The sequence below is a fragment of the Streptomyces sp. NPDC088252 genome, from assembly GCF_044740965.1.
Taxonomy (GTDB): domain Bacteria; phylum Actinomycetota; class Actinomycetes; order Streptomycetales; family Streptomycetaceae; genus Streptomyces.
The window spans coordinates 17,442-39,017 of sequence record NZ_JBIURS010000036.1 but is presented as its reverse complement, the minus strand read 5'-3'; the positions used below and the strand labels follow the sequence as shown (position 1 = coordinate 39,017).

The 21,576-nt window shown below is 70.8% G+C and carries 16 protein-coding genes and 1 pseudogene; 6 read left to right on the top strand and 11 right to left on the bottom strand.

The features are described from left to right. Positions 1-112: 112 nt before the first annotated feature. The 4 genes and pseudogenes from ACIOHC_RS39880 to ACIOHC_RS39865 form a co-directional block, all read right to left on the bottom strand. Positions 113-586, bottom strand: a pseudogene (locus ACIOHC_RS39880) (amidohydrolase family protein); the annotation flags it as partial. A gap of 260 nt (positions 587-846) precedes the next feature. Next, positions 847-2,226, bottom strand: coding sequence for an NAD-dependent succinate-semialdehyde dehydrogenase (locus tag ACIOHC_RS39875; RefSeq protein WP_401846415.1), 1,380 nt, complete (start codon positions 2,224-2,226; stop codon positions 847-849). 13 nt (positions 2,227-2,239) lie between these two features. Beyond that, the gene (locus tag ACIOHC_RS39870) at positions 2,240-3,973 is read right to left on the bottom strand and encodes a thiamine pyrophosphate-dependent enzyme (protein WP_389637665.1); all 1,734 of its coding nucleotides are present in this window, start codon (positions 3,971-3,973) and stop codon (positions 2,240-2,242) included. A gap of 463 nt (positions 3,974-4,436) precedes the next feature. After that, a complete protein-coding gene (locus ACIOHC_RS39865) occupies positions 4,437-5,372 on the bottom strand; it encodes a LysR family transcriptional regulator (RefSeq protein ID WP_351077298.1) in 936 nt (311 codons plus the stop codon). Between the two features lie 181 nt (positions 5,373-5,553). Between ACIOHC_RS39865 and ACIOHC_RS39860 the strand changes: the two genes are divergently transcribed. Continuing rightward, positions 5,554-7,440, top strand: coding sequence for an alkaline phosphatase family protein (locus ACIOHC_RS39860; protein ID WP_351077299.1), 1,887 nt, complete (start codon positions 5,554-5,556; stop codon positions 7,438-7,440). 52 nt (positions 7,441-7,492) lie between these two features. Here ACIOHC_RS39860 and ACIOHC_RS39855 read toward each other — a convergent pair whose 3' ends face one another. Continuing rightward, positions 7,493-8,776: an aspartate aminotransferase family protein gene (locus tag ACIOHC_RS39855; protein ID WP_365691716.1), complete on the bottom strand. Its 1,284-nt coding sequence runs from the start codon at positions 8,774-8,776 to the stop codon at positions 7,493-7,495. Then, positions 8,773-9,615 carry a nitrilase-related carbon-nitrogen hydrolase gene (locus ACIOHC_RS39850; RefSeq protein WP_351077303.1) on the bottom strand — a complete coding sequence of 281 codons (843 nt, stop codon included), beginning with the start codon at positions 9,613-9,615 and terminating at the stop codon, positions 8,773-8,775. Before ACIOHC_RS39850 ends, ACIOHC_RS39855 begins: the two co-directional genes overlap by 4 nt. A 271-nt stretch (positions 9,616-9,886) precedes the next feature. Between ACIOHC_RS39850 and ACIOHC_RS39845 the strand changes: the two genes are divergently transcribed. After that, on the top strand, positions 9,887-11,155 hold the full coding sequence (locus tag ACIOHC_RS39845; RefSeq protein ID WP_351077305.1) for an aminotransferase class I/II-fold pyridoxal phosphate-dependent enzyme: 1,269 nt from the start codon (positions 9,887-9,889) through the stop codon (positions 11,153-11,155). A 201-nt stretch (positions 11,156-11,356) separates the two neighbouring features. On the opposite strand, the gene ACIOHC_RS39840 is transcribed toward ACIOHC_RS39845, so the two are convergent. Continuing rightward, a complete protein-coding gene (locus ACIOHC_RS39840) occupies positions 11,357-11,830 on the bottom strand; it encodes a carboxymuconolactone decarboxylase family protein (protein WP_351077306.1) in 474 nt (157 codons plus the stop codon). Between the two features lie 294 nt (positions 11,831-12,124). Between ACIOHC_RS39840 and ACIOHC_RS39835 the strand changes: the two genes are divergently transcribed. Next, positions 12,125-12,946, top strand: a complete 822-nt coding sequence (locus tag ACIOHC_RS39835) for an SDR family NAD(P)-dependent oxidoreductase (RefSeq protein WP_351077308.1) — start codon at positions 12,125-12,127, stop codon at positions 12,944-12,946. 226 nt (positions 12,947-13,172) lie between these two features. Next, on the top strand, positions 13,173-14,321 hold the full coding sequence (locus ACIOHC_RS39830) for a Rieske 2Fe-2S domain-containing protein (RefSeq protein WP_351077309.1): 1,149 nt from the start codon (positions 13,173-13,175) through the stop codon (positions 14,319-14,321). Positions 14,322-14,408: 87 nt separating this feature from the next. On the opposite strand, the gene ACIOHC_RS39825 is transcribed toward ACIOHC_RS39830, so the two are convergent. Together ACIOHC_RS39825 and ACIOHC_RS39820 are read right to left on the bottom strand one after the other, a co-directional pair. Beyond that, positions 14,409-15,905, bottom strand: a complete 1,497-nt coding sequence (locus tag ACIOHC_RS39825; protein WP_351077311.1) for a hypothetical protein — start codon at positions 15,903-15,905, stop codon at positions 14,409-14,411. Positions 15,906-16,260: 355 nt separating this feature from the next. Continuing rightward, the gene (locus ACIOHC_RS39820; protein WP_351077312.1) at positions 16,261-16,530 is read right to left on the bottom strand and encodes a helix-turn-helix transcriptional regulator; all 270 of its coding nucleotides are present in this window, start codon (positions 16,528-16,530) and stop codon (positions 16,261-16,263) included. Between the two features lie 41 nt (positions 16,531-16,571). Between ACIOHC_RS39820 and map the strand changes: the two genes are divergently transcribed. Beyond that, positions 16,572-17,339 carry a type I methionyl aminopeptidase gene (map, locus tag ACIOHC_RS39815; RefSeq protein ID WP_351077314.1) on the top strand — a complete coding sequence of 256 codons (768 nt, stop codon included), beginning with the start codon at positions 16,572-16,574 and terminating at the stop codon, positions 17,337-17,339. A 125-nt stretch (positions 17,340-17,464) separates the two neighbouring features. Here map and ACIOHC_RS39810 read toward each other — a convergent pair whose 3' ends face one another. Together ACIOHC_RS39810 and ggt are read right to left on the bottom strand one after the other, a co-directional pair. Continuing rightward, a complete protein-coding gene (locus ACIOHC_RS39810) occupies positions 17,465-18,214 on the bottom strand; it encodes a glycoside hydrolase family 75 protein (protein ID WP_351077317.1) in 750 nt (249 codons plus the stop codon). A 146-nt stretch (positions 18,215-18,360) separates the two neighbouring features. Then, entirely contained in the window at positions 18,361-20,169 is a 1,809-nt protein-coding gene (ggt, locus tag ACIOHC_RS39805; protein WP_351077319.1) for a gamma-glutamyltransferase, read from the bottom strand. Positions 20,170-20,570: 401 nt separating this feature from the next. On the opposite strand from ggt, the gene ACIOHC_RS39800 reads away from it, so the two are divergent. Continuing rightward, the gene (locus ACIOHC_RS39800; protein WP_351077321.1) at positions 20,571-21,020 is read left to right on the top strand and encodes a DUF1062 domain-containing protein; all 450 of its coding nucleotides are present in this window, start codon (positions 20,571-20,573) and stop codon (positions 21,018-21,020) included. The last annotated feature ends 556 nt before the right edge of the window (positions 21,021-21,576 follow it).

The following is a 21,576-nucleotide window of genomic DNA, read 5'->3' as shown; positions in this document are numbered from 1 at the left end:
GTGGGCCGCCGCGCCTGCCCGATCTGCTCCGTGAGGTTCACGGGAAAGGCCGGGGCGACATTCCTCCAGGTCAGAGCCCTACTCGGGCTGAACACCCCTGGTCACGCGAGCCAATGAAGCTCTTGAACGAGGTGACGCCCTCCGACACCAGGAGGTCCATCTCCTTCAGCGAGGACTCGTTCACATCGGGGAGGATCATGTGGAAGGCGTAGTCGATGGCGCAGTTGCCGTCGGCCTTCGCGTTCCAGGCGTCGGGCCCTTCGCGGACCGCACGGCCCACGGACTGGATGGCGAAGTCGACGATCGTGGTGGTACCGCCCCAGGCCGCGGCCCGGGTGCCGGTCTCGAAGGTCTCGGCGGCGTAGGTGCCGCCGAACGGCATCTCCATGTGCGTATGCGCATCGACACCGCCCGGGATGACGCTTTTGCCGGTGGCGTCGATCCTCCGGTCGGCGCTCCAACTCTCGGCCGCGTCGGTGTCGTGCGCCGCGAGAGCGGCGATGCGGCCGCCCTCGATGAGTACGTCGGCATGGATCTCGCCGGACGCGGCGATGACGAGACCGCCGTGGATGACGGTGCGGCTCATGTACCCCTCCTCACAGTGGCGGAACGGGTCTACACACGTAGATGAGGTGCGTGGTGAAGAACGTAGAAGTGGGTTACCCACTGTGGCAATACCGCTGCGGCTAACCGCTGAAGACGTTTCTGTTTCCCCCGCCCGGCACTCCACCGGCCCACAGCGGGACGCGGCGCGGCGCCGCTCCCGGACGGGGAACGGCGCCGCGCCGCTTCGCACGCGCCTTCCCGCGGGTACGGCCCGTCGGAACGGGCTGCGGGGGGGTACGTTCAGCGGCTGACGCGGATCAGCTTCTTGTTGGCGAACTCGTCCATGCCGTACCTGCCTAGCTCACGGCCGATGCCGGACCGCTTGATCCCGCCGAAGGGAAGTTCGGCGGCGGTGCCGGGGGCGTCGTTGACGTACACCATGCCGGCTTCGAGACGGTCGGCCACGCGCAGCGCGTGTTCCTCGTCCGCGCACTGGACGACCGCTCCGAGGCCGTAGGGGCTGTTGTTGGCGAGTGCGATGGCCGCTTCCTCGTCCGCCACCCGGTGGATGAGGGCGACCGGGCCGAACAACTCTTCGTGGAAGGCACGCATCCGGTCGGTCACCCCGGTGAGGACCGTCGGCTCGAACCAGGCACCGGGCCGGTCGACGCGGTGGCCCCCGGTGAGGACCGTGGCGCCGAGCGCCACCGCGTCGTCGACCTGTGCGGCGAGCGCGTCCGCAGCGGCGACGGAGGAGAGCGGGCCCAGGAAGGTGGCCGGATCGGTGGGGTCGCCGGGCTCCACCGCCCGCACCGCGGCGGTGAACTGCTCGACGAAGGCGTCGTGGTGCTCGTCGAGGACGATGATCCGCTTGGCGGCGTTGCAGGCCTGGCCCGCGTTGCCGAACCGGCCGGTGAACGCCTGCTGGACGGCTCGTGCGAGATCGGCTCCGTCGAGCACGAGGAAGGGATCGGAGCCGCCGAGTTCCAGGACGACCTTCTTCAGGTGCCGTCCGGCGATCTCGGCGACCGCCGCGCCCGCCCGTTCGGAGCCGGTCAGCGAGACGCCCTGCACCCGTGGGTCCGCTATGACGTCGGCCACCTGCTCGTTGGAGGCGAAGAGGTTGACGTACGCGCCCTCGGGCAGACCCGCGTCACGGAAGATCTGCTCCATGGCGAGGGCTGACGCGGGGCACTGCGGGGCGTGCTTGAGCAGGATCGTGTTGCCCAGCATCAAATTGGGCGCGGCGAACCGGGCAACCTGGTAGCAGGGGAAGTTCCACGGCATGATCCCCAGGAGCGGCCCGACCGCTTCCTTCCTGACGACGGCGGTGCCGCCCGACGCGACGGCCAGTTCCTCGTCGGCGAGGAACGCGGCGCCGTTGTCGGCGTAGTAGCGGTAGATCGACACGACGATGTCGATCTCCGTACCGGCCTGGGCAACGGGCTTGCCCATCTCCTGGGTGATCAGGGCGGCCAGCCGGTCCTTCCGTTCGGCGTGCAGATCGGCGACCCGGTGCAGCAGTGCCGCCCGGTCGTCGAGGGCACGGCCGCGCCAGGCGGCCTGCGCGGCGGCGGACGCGGCCAGGGCTTTTGCGATCTGTGCGTCGGTGGCCTGCGGGTACTCGCGGACCCTCGCCCCGGTGGCCGGGTCGACGACGGCGTACTCAGTGGTGGTCATGGTGCGTGCTCCCTTACGGCAGGGGAATGTTCTGGTCCACGACGACGTGGATGACGGCGGGCCTGTGCTCGTCGGTCACGGCCTTGAGGGCCCGCTCGACGGCTCCGGCCGCCTGGTCGTCGGAGGTGACGGTCTCACCGTGGGCCCCGAAGGCACGCGCATAGGCGGCGAAGTCGGGGTTGGTGAGCTGGGTGCCGCTGATCCGGCCGGGGTAGTGGTGTTCCTGGTGCTCTCGGATCGTTCCGTACTGCTGGTTGTCCATCAGGATCACCAGGAAGGCCGCTCCGTGCTGGACCGCCGTGGCGATCTCCTGACCGTTCATCAGGAACTCGCCGTCGCCCGCGACGGCGACGGTCAGGCGGTCCGGGCTCTCCAGCGAGGTGGCGAGGGCGGCCGGGACGCTGTACCCCATCGAGCCGTTGCGCATGCTGAGCTGACTGGGGAAGACCCGGGTCGGCAGGTAGCGCTGGGCCCACACGCAGTGGTTGCCGGCACCGAAGGTGTACACGGCGTCGTCGGGGAGCCGTTCGACGAGTTCGGCGACGACGGTCGTCATGTGGGCGGTGCCGGGCGCGGTCGCGGGGAGTCCGGCGCCGGTACGGACCTCGGCGGGCAGTGCGGAGTGCCGGGCCTCCTCGTCGCGGGCCTCGGCGGTCCACCGCGTCCAGTCGGGGTGGCCCGTCAGGTCGAGGCCGGTCAGGGCTTCGGTGAAGGTGTCGGGGGCCGCGAGTATCTGCCGGGTGAGACCGCCGCTGCGACCGCGCAGCGTCGCGTCGATGTTGGCGACCACGGTGACGGCCGTCGGGGACTGGCGCAGTGTGTAGCCGTCGCTGGGTACGTCGCTCAGCACGCCGCCGACGCAGAGCAGCAGGTCGGCCTCCTCGACGCGACGGGCCAGCGAGTCGCGTCGCCCGTATCCCAACTGGCCGATGTTGACCGGCGAGTCGAAGGGGACCCGGTCCGAGGCGCGCCAGTCCTGGGCCACCGGAATGCGGTGCCGCTCGGCGAAGGCGGTGAGCCGCGCCGCGGCGCGGGGGGTCCAGCGGGCTCCGCCGGTGAGGATGAGCGGACGTTCGGCACGGATCAACAGTTCGCGCAGCGCGTCGAGTTCGGCGGGGGCGACGCCTCCGTCCGTCACTGGGAGGACAGGATGGATCTCCGGCGGCGCGGGGCGCGTGATGACGTCCTCGGGCAGGCCGACGACCACGGGGCCGGGACGGCCGGAGCGGGCCGCGAAGAACGCCTCGGCAACCAGCTCGGACGCACGTTCCGGCTGGTCGAGGAGGAGGACGCGCTTGGCCTGGGTACCGAACCAGGCGCGCGGGTCGAAGTCCTGGAACGCCTCCCGGTCGCGGTGATCGCTGGGGACGAGGCCGACGAACAGCACCATGGGGGTCGCGTCCTGCCAGGCGGCGTGGATGGCCACGTACGCGTTGGCGGCACCGGGGCCGCGGGTGACCATGGCGACGCCGGGCTCGCCGGTGAGCTTGCCGTGGGCCTCCGCCATGTAGGCGGCTCCGCCCTCGTGCCGGCAGACGACGGTGGTGATGTCGGAGTCGTGCAGCCCGTCGAGAAGGTCGAGATAGCTCTCGCCGGGCACGGCGAACACCCGCTCCACACCGTGCAGGGCGAGGGCTTCGACGATGGCGTGACCGGCCGACCTGGCGGATGCCGGGTCCGATCCGCTCTGCCCGCTCGCGGGGGTGTGGACGGGGGCGGACGCGGGGGCGGGTGACGTGACGGTCACAGGGATGTCCTCCGGGTGGTACGGATGGTTCGAAACGGGTGTCGTGGTGGTCGTCGCCGTGGAGGGTGACCCGCACGTGCACGACGGCCCGCGTGGTGAACGGTGCGCATCGCCGAGAACGGTGGCCGTCGCCACGAGCGGCGGCGCGCTGGCGATCGGCGCACGTCATGGAGAACGGCGGCCCGCGTGGTGAACGGTGCGCGCCGTCGTGATCAGTGCTCTGTGTTCGTGGTCGTCGGTGCGCGCGGACCGGACACGCCGGGGACCGGGTACGGATCGTCCCGCCCGTGAACACCGCGTCGAACCGCGCCGAACCGCACGGAGACCTCGCTTCCCCGGTCGGTCGCCCGGCCGCCCTCGCACTGTCCGCTCAGTATCAGGAGGGTGCCTTCATGCCGTCCAATACATAGATGGCAAGGTGACCATGCGGTTCAGGCATGAAGGCGGGAGTCCCCGGATTGCTTCAGCCCGTCGGCCGTTCCGGCGGAGCAAGTGAGTCCGGTTGTCCCGCGAGGTAGTCCCGCAGCCGCAGCGCCATCGACCTGATCAGATCCGTGGCGAAGTGCCCCGGCAACCAGGCCACATGGAGCGGCACCTGCAGCACGTCCGTACCGCACGCGCCCGATGCGGACGGACCACCGCCCTTGATCCGCAGCCCGTAGCCGCCGAGCCTCGGCAGATCCGTACTCACGCCGATCCCGTGCCCGGCGACCGCGAGGGCCTCGACGGTCGGGCCGTCGTCGCATTCGGTCAGCCGGGCGGGCACCAGCCGCCGCTGCCCCAGCGCGTTCTCCAGTACGGCCCGGCTGACGCTGGACCGGGAGTGGGCGAAGATCCGGCTGTCACAGAGTTCGGCCAGGTCCACCTCCGTACGCCCCGCGCGGGCCCAGGCGTGTCCGGGTGCGACAAAGGCCTTCAGCGGCGTGCCGCCCAGGTCGACCGTCTCGCATCCCGCCGCCTTCGCCGCCGGGGAGACGATCAGGTCCGCCTCGTCCAGCAGCTCCTCGTCGAGACGGAAGTGGCTCGCCTGCCGGGTGAGCAGCGGCGGGTCCTCCGGTCCGGTGGTGGCGATGAACCCGGCCAGGAAGCTGCGGATCGACGCCGGCGTAGCCGCGACGACCAACCGGGAGACCCGTCCCGAGCGCAGCGCCTCGACCGCTTCCTCCATCGTCCGGGTCTCGGCCATCAGCCGTCGGGCCAGCGGCACGAAGGCACGGCCGGCCGGTGTCAGCGCCAGCCGGTTGCCGCGCGGCTCGAAGAGGGTCATCCGCATCTCGCGCTCCAGCGTCTTGAGCTGACGGCTCAGACCCGGCTGGGCGACATGCAGGCCGGCGGCGGCGGAGGTGATGGTCCCGGCCTCGACGACGGCGAGGAAGTACAGGAGGCGCCGGTAGTTCATCGGCCGATGATAACGACGCTCGTAGATAACGAACCGATGACGGGTCTGGTCCACATGTTGAGTACGGTTCATGCGCTCGTCCCGTACGCGGCGTGGTCCGCTCACCACCGACGGCGAACCTCGGACACATCACCGGACGATCCCGAAGCCCGGTGCCCATCGACCGATCCCGGAGGATCACGTGTCCCTGTCGCGCTCCGCGCGTACGGTGCTGGCGGCCGCCACCGTCGCAGCCGTCGCCCTGCCGCTCGCCACCACGGCCGCCCGTGCCCAGGAGTCCGGGGCCGCGGCCGCTGCCCCGTACGCCGGTCTGCCGTCCGGCACCAAGCAGGCGAAGACCCTGGTCATCGGCATCGACGGCGCCACCTTCGACACCTTCTCGCGCGCCGACGTGCCGCACCTGAAGCAGCTGATGGCCAAGGGCCTGACCGCACGAAGCAACCTGTACGCCAGCCCGATGGCCCCGACCGTCTCCGGCGCCGGCTGGTCGTCCGTCGCCACGGGCGTCTGGCCCGACAAGCACAACGTGAAGGACAACAACTTCACGGCCCCGAACCACGCCCGGTACCCGGACTACGCGACCCGGCTGGAGACCGCCGACCCGGCCACGTCCACCCTGGTCGTCGGCACGTGGAGCCCGATCCCGCAGATCGTCTTCGGCGCGAAGACCGATCTGCGGATCGCGGGCGGCGACGACGAGGGCACCACCGCCAAGGCGGCCGACCATCTCGCGCACGGCAACCCCGACTCCACCTTCGTCCACCTCGACGAGGTCGACGGCGCCGGCCACAGCTCCGGCTCGGCCGGCGACGCCTACCTCAAGGCCCTGCACACCGCCGACGCCCAGGTCGGCCGGCTGCTCGACGCCGTGACCTCGCGGCCGACGTACGCCGACGAGGACTGGCTCGTCGTCGTCACCGCCGACCACGGCCACACCCCCACCGGCGGCCACGGCGGCAACACCCCGCTGGAGCGCGGCACGTTCGTGATCGCCCGGGGCAAGGGCATCGTGCCCGGTTCGGTGCGCGACGACGTCGAGATCACCGATATCGCACCCACCGTCCTGCGCCACGAGGGAGTCGCCACCGATCCCGCCTGGAACCTCGACGGCACCGGGCTCGCCGAGCTGCAGCCGGATGCCTTCGACGCGCTGCGCGGCTCCCTGCGCACGCCCGTCGACGAGACCGGGCTCCCGGCCGGCACCAAGGGATGGACGCACACCGCGCCCGAGGGCTGGTCCATCGACAACTCGAAGATGCCGGCCGGTGGCGTCACCGAGTGGCGCGGCTGGGCCTTCGCCACCGACGAGTTCTGGACCAACGCCGAGCGCGGCCAGGGCCGCGAGACCAACGTCCGCGCCCGCGACGTGTTCGCGGTCGCCGACTCCGACGAGTGGGACGACAAGGCGCACGGCGCCGGACAGTTCGATTCCACCCTGGTCAGCCCCTCCTACAAGCTGAACGGGGCGGCGAAGGCAACCCTTTCGTACGCCACGAACTACCGTGTCGACGGTCCGCAGACCGGCGATGTGTACGTCGCCTACGACGGTGGTGTCCCACAGCTCGTCAAGTCGTACCGGAGCGATGTCAACACCGTCGAGCGCCTTGAGCTCGACGTTCCGGCGGGCGCGAAGTCGGCCCGGCTGAGCTTCCGCTACAGCGGCACGAACAGCGCCTTCTGGACCGTCGACCAGGTCGCCCTCGGCCGGCCCAACCCGCCGTCGCAGCTCGCCGTCGCCTCGCTGGAGGCCGACACCCGACTGCTGGGCCGGCCCGGCTCCGACGCCGCCTGGAAGGTCACCGCGAACGGTGTGGTGAGGACGGCACAGGGCAAGCCGGTGAAGGGTGCGAAGGTCACGGCCGAGCTGACGGCCGGGGGCAAGGTGCACCGGCTGACGGGTACCACCGAGAAGGACGGCTCGGTGCGCTTCAAGACCACCGTGGACCAAGGCGTCGCCGAGGCCACGCTCACCGTCACAGAGGTGCGCCACGAGAACCTCGCGTACTGCGGCGAGCTCGACCCGGTCCGCACCCTGGACCTCACCCGCCCCACCGGCCACCGGGGCTGACCGTTCGGCCGGGCCCCGGAGTCACCCCGGGGCCCGGCCGCACCCCCGTCGCTCATGCCACCGATCGAAGGGCCTCGGCCAGGATCTTGGCGCCCTCCTCCGCCTCCGCGACGGTCAGCGTGAGCGGCGGTGCGATCCGCAGCACGCTGGTGTTGTGACCGCCACCCTTGCCGATGAGCAGACCGCCCTCACGGGCCGCTTCGAGTACGGCGGTCGCCGCCCGCGGATTCGCCTCGTCGGTGCCGGGCTCGACCAGCTCGATCCCGATCATCAGGCCCCGGCCGCGCACCTCCCGTACGCACTCCGAGGCCGCGCCGATCGCACGCAGCCGCTCGATCAGCAGCCCGCCGACGCGGCGGGCGTTGCCCTGCAGATCGTGTTCGAGGAGGTACGAGAGGTTGGCGAGGCCGGCCGCCATGGTGACCGGGGAGCCGCCGAACGTCGAGATGGAGTTGGCGTCGAGGCAGTTCATGACGTCGGCGCGGGCCACGACGCCGCCGATCGACATGCCGTTGCCGATGCCCTTGGCGAACGTGAGGATGTCCGGCGGGCCGCTCTCGCCGTGCGCCTGCCAGCCCCAGAAGTGTTCGCCGGTGCGGCCCCAGCCGGTCTGCACCTCGTCGGAGATCCACAGGATGCCGTGGCGGTCGAGGACCCGGCGGAAGGCCGCGTACAGACCGTCGGGCGGTGAGGTGAACCCACCGACACCCTGGATGGGTTCGGCGATCAGGGCGGCGGGCTCGCGGGTGTGGCCGAGCAGGTCCTCCAGATCGGCGACGCAGGCCGCGACGAACTCGGCGTCGCCGAGGTGCGCGTAGGGCCCTCTGGTGCGGACACCACCGTGCACGTACAGCGTCTGCAGCGGCGACAGATTCGTGGGCGACCAGGCGCTGTTGCCGGTGATGGAGACCGCGGAGAAGGATCTGCCGTGGTAGCTGTTGCGCATCGCGAGGATCTGGTTCGACCTGCGGTACGCGGTGGCGAGCAGCAGGGCCGTGTCGTTGGCCTCGGTGCCGGAGGTGGTGAAGAAGACCCGGGCGTCCGGGATGCCGGAGAGCGTGGCGACGCGTTCGGCCAGCTCGACCATCGGCCGGTTGAGGTAGAGCGTGGAGGAGTGGATGATCCGTCCGGCCTGCTCGCTGACCGCTTTGGTCACCTCGGGCAGGGCATGGGCGGTCATGGTGGTGAGGATGCCGCCGAAGAAGTCGAGGTAGCGCCTGCCGTCGGCGTCCCAGACATGGCGGCCCTCGCCGTGGGTGATCTCCAGCGGGTCCTTGTAGTAGAGCGCAAGCCAGTCGGGGCTGACGGCGAGATGGCGTCGGTGCAGGCTGCTCACGGCTCCACCAGTCCTTCGTACGCGTCGGGTCGGCGGTCCCGGTAGAACGCCCACTGCTGCCGGACCTCTTCGATGAGGCCGAAGTCGAGGTCGCGGACGACGAGTTCCTCCTCCTTGTCACTGGCGACCTCGCCGACGAACTGGCCGCGCGGGTCGACGAAGTAGCTGGTTCCGTAGAAGTCGTTGTCGCCGTACTCCTCCTGGCCGACGCGGTTGATCGCGGCGACGAAGTACTCGTTGGCGACGGCGGAGGCGGGCTGTTCCAGCTGCCAGAGGTAGCTGGACAGGCCGCGCGAGGTGGCGGACGGGTTGTACACCAACTGAGCCCCGTTCAGGCCGAGTTGACGCCACCCCTCCGGGAAGTGACGGTCGTAGCAGATGTAGACGCCGACCTTGCCCACGGCGGTGTCGAAGACCGGCCAGCCGACGTTCCCGGGCTTGAAGTAGTACTTCTCCCAGAACCCCTTGACCTGTGGGATGTGGTGCTTGCGGTACTTGCCGAGGTAGGAGCCGTCGGCGTCGATGACGGCGGCGGTGTTGTAGTAGAAGCCGGACTGCTCGATCTCGAAGACCGGCACGACGATCACCATGCCGGTCTCGCGGGCGAGTTCCCGCATCCGCAGGACGGTCGGCCCGTCCGGAACGGCTTCCGCCCAGCGGTAGTGCTCGGGTTCCTGCACCTGACAGAAGTAGGGGGCGTTGAACACCTCCTGGAAGCCGATGATCTTCGCGCCCCGGCGGGCGGCCTCGCGCGCATGCTCCTCATGCTTGGCGATCATGGATTCGGTGTCGCCGGTCCAGGTCGCCTGGACGAGTGCGGCGCGTACGACTTGGGACATGAGCTGCTCCTTCGACGCGGCGTCAGAGAGCCTCTACGCGTTTCTACGCCCGTAGACACGTGCGTAGAGGAGAACGTAGGCCCCGTCACACAGCGGGGCAAGACCATCGCCGTGAACCGGCGGAGTCGATCATGTTTCACACCCGTGCGGGCCACACGTCCGCACCGGCCCGTGGCCCGTACGGCACCCGGCTCCCGGCCCGGTCCCGCGCGCCGGTTTGTATTCTCGGCAGGCATCACCCATCAGCGCGGCACCTGCGAGAGGAAACACCATGACCACCGAGCTGAGCCCCGCCGCCCCGACGGAGCCCCTGGAGCGGGCCCGCCAGGACTACCGGGACCTCGCGGGACTCGGACTCTCGCTCGACCTCACCCGGGGCAAGCCCGCGCCGGAACAGCTCGATCTCTCCGACGACCTGCTGAGCCTGCCCGGCGGGCGGCACACCTCCGCCGACGGCACGGACATACGCAACTACGGCGGACTGCAGGGATTGCCCGAACTCCGGGAGATCTTCGCCGGTGTGCTCCAGGTACCGGCCGGGCAACTGCTCGCGGCCGGGAACTCCAGCCTCGAACTGATGCATGACTGCCTGGTGCACGCCCTGCTGAGCGTGCTGCCGGGCGCCCGGTCGCGATGGGTGGAGCAGGAGCGGATCGCGTTCCTGTGCCCGGTGCCCGGCTACGACCGGCACTTCGCGCTGTGCGAGCGGTTCGGGATCGACATGATCCCGGTGCCGATGACCGCCGAGGGCCCGGACATGGATGCCGTGGAACGGCTCGTCGCCGAGAACCCCGCGATCAAGGGCATCTGGTGCGTGCCCAAGTACAGCAACCCGGACGGCGTCTGCTACAGCGACGAGACCGTGGCACGGCTCGCCTCGATGAACACCGCGGCTCCCGACTTCCGAATATTCTGGGACAACGCCTACGCCGCTCACCACCTCACCGACGAGCCCGTCGAGATCGCCGATCTGCTCGCCGCCTGCGCCGGGGCCGGGAACCCGGACCGGGCCTTCGTGTTCGGCTCCACCTCGAAGATCACGACGGCGGGCTCGGGCGTCGCCTTCTTCGGTTCCTCGCCCGCGAATGTGCAGTGGTTGCTCGGCAACAACGCCAAGCGGTCGATCGGCCCCGACAAGATCAACCAGCTGCGGCACGTCCTGTTCCTGCGGGACGCCGACGGCATGCGGGCCCACATGGAGCGCCAGCGGGCCCTGCTGCAGCCCAAGTTCGAGGCGGTGGCGCGGATCCTGGAGGCCGAGCTCGGCGGGACAGGGCTCGCGACCTGGACCTCGCCCAAGGGCGGGTACTTCGTGACCCTGGAGGTGCCGGACGGCTGCGCCGAGGAGGTCGTACGCCGCGCCGCCGAGGCGGGCATCGTACTGACCCCGGCCGGCGCCACACATCCTTACGGCGACGACCCGCGCGACGCGGTCATCCGGATCGCCCCCAGCTACCCGGGCCTCGCGGAGCTGGAGCAGGCGATCGAGGGACTCGCCGTCTGCGTCCGCCTGGTGGGGTACGAGCAGCGGGCGCGCTGAGCCGTTCCGTCCGGACGGTCGGGTCACGACGCCGATGAGGATCCGAACCGGGCCGACGCGACGGATTCCACCCGCGTGCGCGCCCACCGGCGCCCGGCCGGGACCCGTGAGGAGGGGGTCCGGGCCGGGCGCTTCCCGGTGCGGATTTTCGTTCGGATCGGGCCGGACCGCGCGCGCCCGGCGTGATCCGAACGAGAGCTCCTAGGCGTACTGGCCGGGCCGGTAGTCACCGGCCGGCTGCTGGGTGACGACGTTCACGCGGTTGAAGGCGTTGATGAGGGCGATGAGCGACACAAGGGCGCCGAGCTGCTCCTCGTCGTAGTGCTTCGCGGCGTTCGCCCAGACCTCGTCGCCGACACCACCGGCGGCGTCGGCGATGCGGGTGCCCTGCTCCGCGAGCTCCAGGGCGGCGCGCTCGGCTTCGGTGAACACCGTGGCCTCCCGCCAGGCGGCGACCAGGTTGAGACGCACCGAGGTCTCCCCGGCGTGCGCGGCGTCCTTGGTGTGCATGTCGACGCAGTAGGCACAGCCATTGATCTGGCTGGCGCGGAGCAGTACGAGTTCCCGCGTCGAGTCCGGCAGCGTCGAGTCCGCGATCACTTTGCCCGCCGCGACGACGTGCTTCAGGGCCTTGCCGATGACCGGGTTGCCGAAGAGGTTCAAGCGAGCGTTCATGGTGCACTCCTTGCCGTTGTTGGCGGTTACACCTCTCTGACGGAAACGGCACCGCACGATGTGACGGCCGCAGATGTGACGTGCGTCTCTCTGTCGCATCGCCGCAGGGTCCGCCCAAGAAGCGTTCAGGAGCGCCGTCCGGGCCGGCGATCGGGAATGTCTGTGGATTCGGACGGGCGGGTCCGTTAAGCTCCAACGAGACGGAACGGTCCGTCTCGTCGAATCGACGACATGCCCCTGCGGGGACACCGTCGTGGAGCGCGACGTTCTTCGCGGACGAAGGAGTGGGTTTCCGTGCCTGGCGCCAGGGTTTGGTTCATCACCGGTGCTTCCCGTGGTCTGGGCCGCGCGTTCACCGAGGCGGCTCTGTCCGCCGGGGAGCGGGTCGTGGCAGCCGCCCGCGACGTCGAGCCGCTCGCCGGGTCGGCCGAGAAGTACCCGGACGACCTCGTACGGCTCCCTCTGGACGTCTCCGACCGCCGGGCCGTGTTCGAGGCGGTGGAACAGGCGGTGGCGGCGTTCGGCCGGCTCGATGTCGTCGTCAACAACGCGGGCGGTCTGCTGTACGGCATGGTGGAGGAGGCCACGGAGGAACAGATCCGGGATCACCTCGACGTCAACTTCTTCGGGGCGGTGTGGGTGGCGCAGGCCGTGATCCCCCACCTGCGAGCGCAGGGTTCCGGGCGCGTCCTGCAGATCACGTCGATGGGCACCGGCGGCGGCATGGCCTCCGTCGGGTTCTACGGGGCGGGCAAGGCGGCGCTCGACTCGGTCAGCGAGGCGCTGGCGATGGAGGTCGAGCAGTTCGGGATCAAGGTCACGGTCGTCCAGATGGGCGGCTACGCCACGGGGCTGTTCACGGCGGGCACGACGACGACGGCACTCGACCCGGCCTACGACACGCTGCGCGCCCGGCTGGCCGAGATGTGGGGCGAGGACGCCGGTCCGGATCCGAGCACGGCAGCACCCGCGCTCATGGAGCTGACCGCGCTGCCGGACCCGCCCCGGCGCCTGATTCTCGGCGGCCGGTCGTTCGACCTCGTCCAGGAGATGAGCCGGGCGCGTGCGGAGCAGTACCGGGACTGGGAATCCCTCAGCCGCATGGCACCGGGCTGACCCCGCGGGGGCGGTGGGTCCGGCCCCGCCGAGTCCGCCGCCCGGGTTCTCCACGGGACAGCCGGCCGGCCGCTGCGCACCGGCGGGCGGACGTCCCGGACGGCGCGACCGCGGACGACGTCAAGGCGTTCCGCGTTCTTTCCCGTTCGGGTGATGTGCGGCGTGCCGGGAGGATCTCGGAGCGCTCTGGGCAGCCTCCCGGCGACCGATCCTGAGAGGGGAAGCAGTGGGGCTGTCACGCGCGTACGGGCACGCCATCAGCGAGGGGCCGACGCCGGCCGATGCGGCGGGGGCACCCGCCCTGCCGTATCCGAGCGGCTGGGCCGCACTGGCCTTCTCCGACGAGTTACGGCCGGGCACGGTGCTCACCCGGCCGTTGGCGGGGCAGGACGTGGTGCTCTACCGGCTCGGTACGGGGGCGGTCCGCGCCATCCGCCCGTACTGTCCGCACCTCGGCGCCCACCTCGGTCTGGCGAAGGTCGACGGCGACGATCTGGTCTGTCCGTTCCACTTCTTCGCGTTCGGCCCCGACGGCGCGTGCGTGCGGACGGGATACGACACGAAGCCGCCGAAGTCGCCTCTGACCCGACTGCCGGTCCACGAGGTCAACGGTGCCGTCTTCGTCTGGCGGCACCACGACGGCCGGGCACCGGACTGGTTCATCCCCGACTGGCACGAGGTGGGTCACCGCCCGGCCCGCAGTGCCGCCTGGGAGCTGGCCGGCAATGTCCAGGAAGTCATCGAGAACTCGGTGGACCTCGGGCACTTCGCCACCCTGCACGGCTGGGCGAAGGCCGAGATCGGCGGGCCGGTCGTCTACGACGATGCCGCGTTCCATGTGTCCATGCGGGCCCACGAGTCGGCGCCGCTGCTGGGCGATTTCGTCGTCGAGGTGGAGGTGGACGGATACGGACTCGGTTGCCTGCACGCCGATGTGCACACGCCTCGGATCGGGCTGCGGATGTGCACGATGGTGCTGCCGACGGCGATCGCGCCCAACCGGATGCAGTTCCGGCAGAGGAACCGCATCGCGTTCACGGAGCCGGCCCGGTTGCCGGCCCCGCTCGCGCGGGCGGTGAGCCGGACCGCGGCGCGACTGCTGGACCGCGCGGTCTTCCGGTCCAGTTGCGAGTTCACCGCCGCCGACTTCCCGATCTGGAACCACAAGCAGTACCAGCAGCCGCCCCGGCTGGCTCCGGGCGACGGCCCGATCGGTCCGTTCCGGCGCTGGGCCCGGCGGTTCTACCCGCCGCCGGGAGAGAACGGGGGACACGGCTCGACCGCTGCGGGCGAGGTCGGCCGGCCCGGCGCCGCGACGGAGCCGACGCGGCGTGAATCCTCCGGAGCCGCCGCGTCGGGACCCGAGCACGGCTGAGCCCCGCACGGTGTCCGGCATCGTCGCCCGGGTACCCCGAACTCCGGCTTGCCCTTCCTGTTCGAGAGCACCGCACCGTGCGGGTCCTCACCGGCCTCCCGTGGATCCGCCGCCCCGGGGCGCACCCGCGATGCCGGCCACCCGTAGCGCATGGACGACATCCCGCTCCTTCGCCGGGGACACCGCGCGGGCCGCGGCCAGCAGTTGCGGTACGAGCCGATGGGGGTCGCCGGCCGCCACCCGGGCCGCGTCCTGCGGAGTCCGTACGCGGATGAAGGCCCCCAGCAACGCCTGCGCCTGCCGCCTCCGTCCCGCCCGGTCCAGCGCCACCACCGCGTCGGTGATCTCCACGGTCGGCCGCGCCACGCCCTGGCGCAGCAACTGCTCGCAGTCGTCCGGCCGCCCCGCGGCGGCGAGCGCGTCCGCCGCCGCGGCGAGTTCGGCGGGCGGGAGCGAGGAGACCTCCCACAACAGGGTCGCCCAGTCCGCGTCGAGGCCCGCCCGGTGCAACTCGACGGCGAGCACCGGAAGCCGGTCCGCCGGCCAGGCGGCCGCCTCGCAGAGCACGACATGGGCCTCGCCGCCGCGGTCCCCGGCCCTGAGCCGTACCAGCCGCTCGACGGCGCCGACGGCGGCCCGGTGCACCTCGGGGTCCGGGGCCGCGGCCGTCCGGTCCGAGGGCGCGTCGTCCCTGATCGCGGCGGTGCCGAAGCGGGCTCCGCGCGGCACGGCGGCCGTCGTCGGCACAACGGGCGGAACGGGTGCGGCCACGGCTCCGTCGACGTCCAGCCCGGCGAACCGGGCACCCCGTGGCTGCTCGCGCCTGGGGGCAGGGGGCCGACGATCCGGCGGTGACACGTCGGGGCCTCGCTCGGCGGCGCACCCGGACGCGGAACCACGCTCGACCTCGACCTCGACCTCGGGTGTGGAACCATGCTCGACCTCGGGCTCGGGTGTGGAACCACGCTCGGCCTCGGGCCCAGGACCCCGGTCCGGGACCAACTCCCCCACTCGGGACCACGGTCCACCCCCCGACTCGGGCTCAGGCCCCCGGTCCGGGACCGGATCCTCCGCGCGGAACCAGCCCCTCGGCACCGTCACCGCGGCCAGTCGCCCACGCAGCTCCGCGCAGCGCGCGGTGGCGCGTTCGTAGTCGTCACGGGCCCAGGCCACCGCCTCCGCGTCCGGGGCCCCCGTGCCGCCCGCCCCGCCCGCCCCGGCCGCCCGGAGACGCCGGGCCGCGTGCGTCCGCTCCCGCAGCATCAGCTCCAGCCGTTCGACGAGCATCTGCCCTCCGCCCGGCCGTCGGTCATGTGCGGCCACCGAGACGGAGTACAACTCGGCGGCCCGTACCGACTCGTGTTGCGCGAACGCCGCGCCGCGCACCGCCACCAAGTCCTCGAACAGCGACTCCATCACATCCCAGGGCGGAATCTCGGCACCGTCGAGACAGGCCCGCATCCCTGCGGGGTCGCTTCGGCAGAAGACGCCGTACCAGCCGCTCCCGGGGTCCAGCAGTGCCACCACTTCGTGTAGGTACTGGCTGAACTCCCTCGCTTCCCAAGCACTTTGATGATCTGTCATCGTCGCCCTCGCCAACGTCGGCCGGAGCCTTCCAGTCCGCAGGCATTCGACCCCAGCCGTGTTACGGCACGGCTACACCCGCTTTTCGACTGCGGTGCGGTCGTCCCACGGCGACGGGCACACACCGCGGCCCGCACCGGCCCCGCGCACCCGACAGGGCGGCACACCTCCGCCGAGCCCGCACTCCTCGCGTGCCGGAACGGGTTCCGGTACGTGCCGCCGCGACCCGTCGCAGGCCGCTTCGAACGGACCGAGAAGCAGCGAGCGCCATCAGCCGTCCGCACCCCGCCCATGGTGGCCGCTCGGGATGGACGGCGCGGGCGATCCGACCGTCCGGCGGACGGCCCGATCACGCCTATCCCGCCAGCGGCACCTCGTCCGGCACCGGCGCACAGCGTCCGAGCAGTTCGTCCATCGACAATCCGAGCGCCCCGGCCAGCGCCGCGACGGTGAAGAAGGCGGGGGTCGGCGCGCGACCCGTCTCGATCTTGCGCAGTGTCTCGGCGGAGATTCCGGCGCTCGCCGCGATCTCGACCATGCTGCGCCGACCGCGCGCCTCACGGAGCAGCGCTCCGAGGCGTTCGCCGCGAAGGCGCTCTTCCGGGGTCAGGGGCGTCCGTACCATGCCGTCATTCTAATACCGCCACGACCGGTATAGTAATTGGAATGGTGCAGCTCAAGACAGACACATCCATCGAAGCGATGCGCGAGACGGGCCGAGTCGTGGCGCAAGTGCTGACAGCCGCGCGGGAAGCGGCGGCGGTCGGCGTCTCCTTGCGCGAACTCGACGAGGTGGCCCGAAAGGTTCTTCGCGAGGCGGGCGCCGGCTCGCCGTTCCTGAACTACCGGCCCCATTTCGCCCCGACCCCGTTCCCCGCGGTCATCTGCGCGTCGGTCAACGACGCGATCGTGCACGGCATCCCGACCGATCAACGGCTGTGCGACGGCGATCTGGTGAGCATCGACGCGGGCGCGACGCTCGGCGGCTGGGCAGGCGATTCGGCGATCAGCTTCACCGTCGGCCGCGCCCGGCCGGCGGACACCCGGCTGATCGACACGGCGTTCGCGGCGCTGGAGGCGGGCATCGCGGCGGCGGTGGTCGGCAATCGCATCGGCGACATCGCCCACGCCATCGGCACGGTCTGCCGTGCGGCCGGTTACGGCATTCCGGAGGGATTCGGCGGCCATGGCGTGGGCCGTTCGATGCACGAGGACCCGGCCGTCCCCAACGAGGGACGACCGGGTCGTGGCATGCGGTTGCGGCACGGGATGGTGCTGGCGATCGAGCCGATGCTGATCGCCGGCGGCAGCGACGGCTTCCACCCGGACCGGGACGGCTGGACCTTGCGTACGTCCGACGGCAGCCGCGCGGCGCACGTCGAGCACACGGTGGCTATCACCGACGACGGCCCGCGCATCCTGACCGCGTTGTGAACACCTGGTGACCGCGTTCCTTCCGCGTACTGCCAGGACCTCTCGTCCGGATCACACCGGGCCCCCGTGCCCCGGGCCGCGCCTCGCCGACCCGACCCGACCCGACCCGATTCGAACAAAAGACCCTAATTGTTCTGGATGAACTGCTTGGCCAAGGCCTCACCAGCGGTGACGGCGGCACTGTGGCTCTCGATCGGTGACGCCTGGGAGTTCTTGAAGAGGATGTAGGTGACGCCGGAATCGGCGCCACCGGTCTCCGGGTCGGGGTCGATGCCGAGCGCCTTGGCGGTGGCGTACGACGCTTCACCGATGATCTTGCTGGGACCGGTGTCGCCGACGACGGCGTACTCGACCTTGTTGTTGTAGATGACGGCGACGACTCCACCGCCCTTGATCCCCGCGCTGCTGTAGTTCCAGATGCTGCTGCTGCTCGGCACGACGACGTACGGCAGCTTCTCGGCGCTCAGCGGCTTGTCGCCGGAGGTGTGGAACGCCGTGTCGTCCTGGAACCACGGGTCGGTGTTCGCGTTGCAGGCGGTGGTGATCTCACCGTCGCAGTCGATGTCCATGTCGGCCTTCCAGAACACGGCACCGTTCTTGCCGCAGACGGGTATGGTCGCCGACGCCTCCTCGTCCGTACGGTACTTGCCGTTGGAGATCTGCGAACACGAGGTGACCTTGGCCAGCAGATCGGCCGCGCTGACGGAACCCTCCTTGATTCCGACCCCGTCCCGGTCGGCGGCGCCGGAATCCGCCCGGGGCGCGACGGCGGATACGGCGCCCGGGGCCGGACTGGCCTCGGCGGGGGTCACCGTGGCGGCCGCGAGCAGGGCCGCGCCGGAAGCAGCGGCGAGGGCGAGCGTTCGAGTACGCACAGTGGGGGTGCCCTTCCATTAGGAAACTTTCCTTACCGACGCGGCCAAGGTGCCCCCTGAGTCATGTCCCCGTCAAGACCGTGGGGCCGGCTCACGTGTTGCGCACACGTGGAACCGGCCCCGCAAGGAGGGTTATTGACTTATCGTCAGGGGCGTCCGCTCGGATTCACGACCATGGCCGAACCCCCACCGCGGCGCACCTTCTCCGCAGCCGCCAGCCACCGTCCGTCCGGCAACCGCTGCACTCCCGTCGCCGCCCCGATCTCCGGGTTCAGCTTGAAGACATGCCCCAGCGCCTCCAGTTGTCCCCGTACCGGGCTGTTCCACAGTCCCGGTTCGAGCTCCGTCGTCGCCGAGTTGCGCTGACTGGCGCGCGGCGCCGCGATGGCGTCGGCCAGCGGCAGCCCTCGGTCGACCTTGCCGATGAGCGACTGCAGCACGGTCGTGATGATGGTGGCGCCACCCGGCGACCCCAGGGCCAGCACCGGCTCTCCGTGCTTCAGCACGATCGTCGGCGAGATCGACGAACGCGGACGCTTGCCCGGACCGGGCAGATTCGGGTCGTGGACCGCCGGGTCGGCGGGCGCGAACGAGAAGTCCGTCAGCTCGTTGTTGAGCAGAAAGCCACGTCCCGGCACGGTGATGCCGCTGCCGCCGGTCTGCTCGATCGTCAAGGTGTACGCGACGACGTTGCCCCACTTGTCGGCCGTCGTCAGATGAGTGGTGTTCTCGCCCTCGTACGTCGTCGGGGCGGCCTTGCCACCGGCCCGGCAGTCGGCCGGGTGGCGGGGGTCTCCCGGCGCCAGCGGGCTGGTCAGCACCGCGTCGTCCTTGATCAGGCACTCCCGCGAGTCGGCGAACCGCTGGCTGAGGAGCCCCTGCGTCGGTACGTCCTCGAACGCCGGGTCGCCGACCCACCGCCCCCGGTCGGCGAACGCGATCCGGCTCGCCTCGATGTAGCGGTGCAGATACCGCGCCTCGCTCGCCTTCGAAAGGTCCGTGGACTCAAGGATGTTGAGTGCCTCGCCGACGCTCGTGCCGCCGGACGAGGAGGGCGCCATGCCGTACACGTCCAGGCCCCGGTAGCCGACCTTCGTCGGAGCCTGCCGCAGCGCCCGGTAGGACCGCAGGTCCTTGGCCGTGAGGTCGCCGGGACGTACGACCCGGGTGGACTGCGGGTCCACCGGCGGGTTGCGCACGGTCCGTATGACGTCCTCGGCCAGCTCGCCCCGGTACAGCTCGTCGACGCCCTTACGGCCCACCTGCTCGTACGTACGCGCCAGATCGGGATTCTTGAAGACGGAGCCGACCACCGGCAGTTGTCCGCCCGGCAGGAAGAGCTTCCTGGACGCCGGGAAGTCGGCGAACCTCGCCTGGTTCCCCTCGGTCTGCGAGCGGAACGTGCTGTCGACGACGAAGCCGTCCCTGGCGAGCCGCTCGGCCGGTTTCAGTACCTGTCGCAGCGATTTGCTGCCCCAGGTGTCGAGCGCGGTGTCCCAGGTGGCCGGGGTGCCGGGGGTGCCCACGCCCAGTCCGCTGGTGACGGCGGCGTCGAAGGCGATCGGCTTGCCGTTCTCCAGGAAGAGCGAGGAGTCCGCGCTGCGCGGTGCGGTCTCCCGGCCGTCGATCGTCTCCACGGTGTGCTTCCTGGCGTCGTAGTAGACGAAGTAGCCGCCACCGCCGAGACCCGCCGAGTAGGGCTCGGTCACACCGAGCGCGGCCGCGGTCGCCACCGCGGCGTCCACCGCGTTGCCGCCCTTGCGCAGCACCTCGATGCCCGCGGCCGACGCGTCCGCGTCGACGCTGGCGACCGCGCCTCCGTACCCCACCGCGACAGGCGACTTGGGGGGTGGCGCGGTCGGTGGTGCGGATGAGGAAGGGGCCGCTGCCCCGACCGTGACGACAGCGGCGAGAACAGCCGACAACGACACACTCCGCGCGACGGAACGTCGCATGCACACCTCCAGTGAAGGATTGTTCGCCGCAGAGTAGCGCCGCTCCGCCCGCCTCGTCAGGACCACCGTGAATCCCGAATCACATGCCCGCCGACATGCCTGCCCATGAGTCAGGAGAGGTCTTCGCACAGCGAACAGGCCGACGCCCACCGGACTGCAAGGACATGTCCGACGGGCCGAGGGCGGCACGGACGCCGACCACGAGGCATCGCCACGCGCCCGGAAGATCAGTGGAACCGCACTCCCGCGTGCCGTTAGCGTGCTCCCGCCCATAGCCATCCGGTCAAGGACATGCCGTTGTACACCAAGTGAGACCCCTTGAGCGCTGATCCGTCGCGCGGCGCACATGTGCGCCGCGCTCCATTTCGCTGCGGTCTTCTCACTGGAACCGGTGTAATTCTGTGTCCAAAACCTGGGTGGTCGTACCCACCTGCCTGCCCATCGTTCTCCGCCATTGCCACAGGTGCGCCTCCGAGCGCTTCCGGACGAACGGCAAATTCCGCGTCGACGCGAACCACAGGCTCCTCGACGCCTGGCTCCTCGCGCTGTGCAGCGAGTGCGGGGACACCACCGAGCCCACTGTCCTGCAACGGATGAACGTCCGTTCCGTACGACCCGAGCTCCCGGACCTGCTGCACGACAACGACCCCGGCTTGGCGGCCGAACTGTTCCAGGACCCGGTCGCACGGCGCCGCGACGTGGGCGGCTCGGGTCGAACCGAGCGGCCTGCCTGGCAGTCGCCGTACGGTCCACCTCCGCACCGGGCGCACCGCGGCCGGTGGGAGCCCGTGCCGATCGTGGCCAGGCCTCGGGCTGTGCGGCGCGGATACCTGTGCGGCCGGTGCGAATGATCGCCGAAGGCTTCGGCTTTTCGCGAGCCGAGGTCCAAAGACCACTCGCCGAGGGGAACCTCGTATCCACCGAGCGCCTGAGCCACAGGCTCTCCGGCGACTTCCCCTTCATGCTCAAGCGCTGAGCCCTTCCGGCCCGGGGCCTGTCCGGCAACATCCGATCCGCCGGACAGGCCTTGGCCCTCGCCTTTCACTTGCGGCGGCGTCCGGATCCTGAGCGGAAACGCGAAAGCGCCTGCTGAGCCGGGATGATGAGGCTGTGTGCTGCCCGGTATTCCGCCGTGGCTTCACGACGTGCACCGCCTCGACACCGTGGTGCCGCCCCAACTCGTCGACGCCGTCGAGGACGAGACGAGACCGGCAGTTCGGCCGGCCCGCCCGACGCCCCGAACCGCGCGCTCGCCGTCCTGCTGCTCGCCATCCCGCCATCCGCGCACTCGCCACCGCTCCGACCCTCGACACACCGCAGGACGCCCACGTCCCGTCCACCCACGAACAGATCCGCGCTCGGCAAGCACACACCCAGTGAAGCGGACCATCGGATACCGGTCACGGC

Bases quoted from the DNA above. Each gene is read 5' to 3' on its own strand.
- ACIOHC_RS39875 (WP_401846415.1), bottom strand. From the start codon at position 2,226: ATGACCACCACTGAGTACGCCGTCGTCGACCCGGCCACCGGGGCGAGG.
- ACIOHC_RS39865 (WP_351077298.1), bottom strand. From the start codon at position 5,372: ATGAACTACCGGCGCCTCCTGTACTTCCTCGCCGTCGTCGAGGCCGGG.
- ACIOHC_RS39850 (WP_351077303.1), bottom strand. From the start codon at position 9,615: ATGTCCCAAGTCGTACGCGCCGCACTCGTCCAGGCGACCTGGACCGGC.
- ACIOHC_RS39845 (WP_351077305.1), top strand. From the start codon at position 9,887: ATGACCACCGAGCTGAGCCCCGCCGCCCCGACGGAGCCCCTGGAGCGG.
- ACIOHC_RS39840 (WP_351077306.1), bottom strand. From the start codon at position 11,830: ATGAACGCTCGCTTGAACCTCTTCGGCAACCCGGTCATCGGCAAGGCC.
- ACIOHC_RS39825 (WP_351077311.1), bottom strand. From the start codon at position 15,905: ATGACAGATCATCAAAGTGCTTGGGAAGCGAGGGAGTTCAGCCAGTAC.
- ACIOHC_RS39820 (WP_351077312.1), bottom strand. From the start codon at position 16,530: ATGGTACGGACGCCCCTGACCCCGGAAGAGCGCCTTCGCGGCGAACGC.
- map (WP_351077314.1), top strand. From the start codon at position 16,572: ATGGTGCAGCTCAAGACAGACACATCCATCGAAGCGATGCGCGAGACG.
- ggt (WP_351077319.1), bottom strand. From the start codon at position 20,169: ATGCGACGTTCCGTCGCGCGGAGTGTGTCGTTGTCGGCTGTTCTCGCC.